This is a genomic window from Microcoleus sp. C2D2 (genome assembly GCF_036702495.1).
Lineage (GTDB): Bacteria > Cyanobacteriota > Cyanobacteriia > Cyanobacteriales > Microcoleaceae > Microcoleus.
This window is the reverse complement of record NZ_JAUBTO010000294.1, coordinates 1-4,316: the sequence shown is the minus strand read 5'-3', so window position 1 is coordinate 4,316 and position 4,316 is coordinate 1. Positions and strand designations below refer to the sequence as shown.

Annotated in this window: 5 protein-coding genes; 3 read left to right on the top strand and 2 right to left on the bottom strand. The window is 43.9% G+C overall.

What is annotated here, in order from left to right:
* Positions 1-59: 59 nt before the first annotated feature.
* Complete coding sequence (locus tag QUB61_RS38115) at positions 60-848, bottom strand: hypothetical protein (RefSeq protein ID WP_333136499.1); 789 nt, start codon at positions 846-848, stop codon at positions 60-62.
* Positions 849-973: 125 nt separating this feature from the next.
* Complete coding sequence (locus QUB61_RS38110; protein ID WP_333136501.1) at positions 974-1,198, bottom strand: hypothetical protein; 225 nt, start codon at positions 1,196-1,198, stop codon at positions 974-976.
* A gap of 532 nt (positions 1,199-1,730) precedes the next feature.
* Here QUB61_RS38110 and iscB point away from each other — a divergent pair.
* The 3 genes from iscB (at position 1,731) to QUB61_RS38095 (ending at position 4,248) form a co-directional block, all read left to right on the top strand.
* A complete protein-coding gene (gene iscB, locus QUB61_RS38105) occupies positions 1,731-3,023 on the top strand; it encodes an RNA-guided endonuclease IscB (RefSeq protein WP_333136503.1) in 1,293 nt (430 codons plus the stop codon).
* 32 nt (positions 3,024-3,055) lie between these two features.
* Entirely contained in the window at positions 3,056-3,484 is a 429-nt protein-coding gene (locus tag QUB61_RS38100) for a hypothetical protein (protein ID WP_333136505.1), read from the top strand.
* A 269-nt stretch (positions 3,485-3,753) separates the two neighbouring features.
* A complete protein-coding gene (locus QUB61_RS38095) occupies positions 3,754-4,248 on the top strand; it encodes a helix-turn-helix domain-containing protein (RefSeq protein WP_333136507.1) in 495 nt (164 codons plus the stop codon).
* Positions 4,249-4,316 lie beyond the last annotated feature (68 nt).

The following is a 4,316-nucleotide window of genomic DNA, read 5'->3' as shown; positions in this document are numbered from 1 at the left end:
GTAAGAAGGTTTTTTTAGTGATTTAGTAATGCACAAATTCACTTTTTTGTCAAATTAATTTAGATGCGTTTACCCTGAAAGTAAGGGCGGTTGTAGCTTACGCCCGCTTGAGCGATTGATAAAGCCAAACGGGAAGCATCGTAGTTAGAGGTTCGCTCTTGAACTAGATCTACCAACCTTACCATTCCTAAGTCTGAAGTTTTGCCCTTACCGACAGCACCGCGTGCCGAAACTATTACCGAAGCATTGCGAAATCCTACCATAACAAAGGCAGTTACCCGCTGCTTGAAGGCTGAACCTAAATTGCTATTGTGGATCAAAGCAATACCGCCGCCTTCTTGCAAAGCTTGGGTTTTGTCCAGGGTGACGGATAGCTTGCCGGTAGGCGTTTCAAATGAAGCAGAGTATTGACTTAATAGCTCAAAAAATTGCTTGGAGTCATTAAATTCGCCTGGGGGCAAGAAAACGGAGATCGCAGCGCTAAATTGATTGCCTAAATCTAACTTCCGCGACACTACCCACAGAGCTGCTAGAGCTTTGTACAAAGCGCTACTGTACTTCAGTCCCGCCAAACCGATGTGAGCATTGAATTGCGCTGCTGCCAAGTAGCCAACGGCTCGGCATTCATTGCCAATTGCCACCCAAGCAATATTTTCGGGAGATGCTGATGCGAGGTTGGGTTGTGTGAAACAATTGGCTATGTCTTGGCTCACTGGCCCCACCTGTGATTCCATTACAAAGGAGCTTGCTTTACTGCCTGCTTGCGAGCTTTGGCAGAAAACTCTAGTAGATAAGCCTCCAAAATCTATAGCCAGAATTGCATCTGGTATTGAGGATTTTTTCTTCATAAACACTGGCTTTTATTACGTTATAAAATAATAGTATTGGCTTCAGTTTAAGTCTGACCTCACCAAATCCGGTGGTTTTGGATAATTAAAATAGCCCCCTCCAAATGGCGGGGACAGACTGTCTTTTAAGGAAAAAATCTTGGGTGGATTATCAGGGAAAGAGCTTTAGAGTTATGAGAAACGGTGTAGGTATTGTGAGTGAGATACCGAGCAGGTACGCCCAAAGTATCTTCAATAAAGTGTTTGAGTTGGGTGTGGGAGTAGCACTTCTCGAACGTATCCCACTTGGTAATTACGCCATCGTTATAAGCAATGCCCGCACGATTGGTCGATCGCGGGCGTGATAGCACTAACCACCAGAGTTGGGCGAGTTAGGTGGTAAGCAGAGGTCATACTAAATCAACTTAATATCAAGAGTAATTTTAAATATACAAATAATTTAAATTAAAGGGCTACCGCTAGGGTGTAAAAAATAGGGAGTAAGCTATGCTCTACGCTTTGATTAATTCAACAGGAATCCACCGGCTGGAAGTAGAATAAAAGTTGGAACTGGCAGATTTGCAAAACCGAGTGGGCATTGCAGGTGAACCTGCGTTCATAGAATATGTCCGGAATCAATTTCCAGAGCCCGCGATAGACCTAATCTGTGGTCAGTAACCCACCCCTGAAGGGGATGGGCTTGTAAGAAATTGCAAGCCGTACTGACCAGCCTTAGTCCTCAGACTACGTTTTGTGAGTCAAGACACCGGAGAATGCGAAGCTAGTTTTCCGCTCTGTCATTTGCAGTTAAAAAGCGTTAAGGTCACTGACGCAGTGCTGCAAGTCTAAAAAGCTCACTAAACATTGGCGAAGCTAAATTTACCCAGAAATGGAGTGGCAGAAATGTCAAATTTCGTATTCGTTATCGACATTAACAAACAACCTTTAACTCCTTGCCACCCCTCGGTAGCAAGACGGTTGTTAACCTCTGGTAAAGCTGCGGTTTTCCGCAGATACCCATTTACCATTATGCTCAAGGTTTCAAAGAATGAGGTCACACCAGAGCAACTAACTCTTAAGTTAGACCCAGGCTCCAAAACAAGCGGAATCGCTTTATTGCAAGGCTCTAGGGTGCTGTTTGGCGCAGAATTAGCCCATCGGGGTCAAGCAATTAAAGCTAGTCTTGAATCTCGTCGCTCTCTACGGCGCGGTCGTAGAAACAGACATACTCGTTATCGTCCAGCAAGGTTTCTAAACCGGAGTAAACCGAAGGGATGGCTAGCGCCATCTTTGCAGCATCGAGTTGAAACAATAATGACTTGGGTGGCAAAACTAATTAGATTTGCACCAGTTGGTTCAATTGTTCAAGAGTTGGTACGGTTTGATTTGCAACAATTAGAAAACCCAGAAATCTCTGGTGTTGAGTATCAACAAGGCACTTTGCTTGGTTATGAAGTGCGGCAGTATTTGCTTGACAAATGGGATAGAAAATGTGCTTATTGTGGTATCGAAAACGTGCCGTTGCAAGTTGAGCATATCCATCCCAAAGCTAAAGGTGGTACTAACCGCATCTCTAATCTTTGCCTTGCTTGTGAGAAGTGCAATATCAAGAAAGGTACTCAAGATATTGAGAGGTTCCTGGTTAAAAAGCCAGATGTTCTCAAGCGGATACTTGCCCAAGCGAAACGTCCTCTTAAGGATGCGGCAGTAGTTAATTCAACCCGTTGGGCTTTACTGAATCGGCTCAAAGAGATGGGTTTGCCTGTATCGACTGGCTCTGGTGGATTAACCAAGTTTAATCGCACTCGACTGGGATTAGCTAAATCTCACTGGATTGATGCGGCTTGTGTTGGGCATATTGAGTCTTTGGAGGTTTTGACAAATCAACCTTTGTTAATTAAAGCAACTGGACACGGTACGCGCCAAATGTGCCGAACTGATAAATTTGGCTTTCCATCCCGGTACACTCCTCGCAACAAGTTTGTCAAAGGTTTTCAAACTGGCGACATTGTGAAGGCGGTTGTAACCAGTGGAAAGAAAATCGGCACTTATGTTGGTCGTGTTGCTGTTAGAACAAGTGGCTCGTTTAATATTTCTGCATCTGAATTGGTTCAGGGAATTGGTTACAAATACTGCCAAATTGTTCACCGAAAGGATGGCTATAGCTATTCTTTCTCGAAGACTCACTGCGACTAAAGTCGCAAAAACTCCTCCCATGCCTCAAGGCGATGGGTTTCCGTTTTGGAGAATTTTATGAATTGCCCGAACACGCTATTTTATGCGACACTGTTCGCCATAAAATGTATGTCGGCGCGTACAAAGAAATCGATTATTTCCTGTTACAGCAGCATCCCCATGAGCCGTCCCAGTTGACCGCCCAAGAGTTTGAAGAAGCCGTGAAAGCGGTGGAAAGTATGACCTTAGAGCAAATGCAGCGTTTGGGAATGTTCGAGATGTTCGGCAACACCAATCCCCAAGCGCGCCTCGCAACCGCAGAATTGGTGCAGTGGCTAGACCAACAAATCACCGAAGAATTGATACAGCAATATATCCAATTAGCTAATCGGGGTAATTGGACAGCGGTGAGGGCATTAGACACCCTCAAGCGTAGAATCTCGGAAACTAGGAAATACCACCAGCAATTAGAGAGCAACTAAATTATCTATGCCGGAGAAGTCTCGATATTACAGCCCCGGCATGGGTACAAAACACCCATAGTGTAGCAAACGCGGAGTTTAGCCCATGAAGCGATTGACTTGGAGGGATAAAGCAAATTATCAAATAAATGGGTTTAAAACCCCGTCCTTATAGGACGGCTTTGCAAGTAAAAGTATAAGCCTTAAGCCCTCTTTTTTGAAGAAATGTAAAAGATAAAAACACGCAAGCACTTCACTGTATACTAACAGTAGCCCAAAAAAAGAAAGAGTTGAACTTGTTAACAAACTATGCCTACAAGTTGCGACCGAATCAAACACAAAAATTAAAAATATCCACTTGGGTAGATATGCTGCGAAGCCACTTCAACTGGTGTCTCAATGACAGAATCACTCAATATAGTCAACAATTCATTCAAGGTAACTATTGCGACATTAGAACGCAAGGTGAAGCCTGTCCATTGACCAGTTGTGTCAGTAAAAACGGTGCCACTGGAGAACCTTGGAAAATAGGTAAAACAGACAAAGAGGGGAAAGTTAAAAACCCTCGACGCAACCCAGGCGACATTCAAATTACCGCGTTGCCCGAATTAAAAGCAGCTAGGCCCTGGTTTGCCGGGATAGACTCGACAGTTTTACAGCAAAACGTCAAACGACTGGACACTGCCTATAAGAATTTTTTCGAGGGACGTGGCTTTCCTAAGTTCAAAAACCGCAGTAACTTTACTTCTTTTACTTTCGTGATGGGGGTAAAAATACCAGGGTAAACGCATCTTAACTGGAACCCAAAATATGCTACAGTTAAATCCGACTACAACTCAATGTAGTTTGTTGT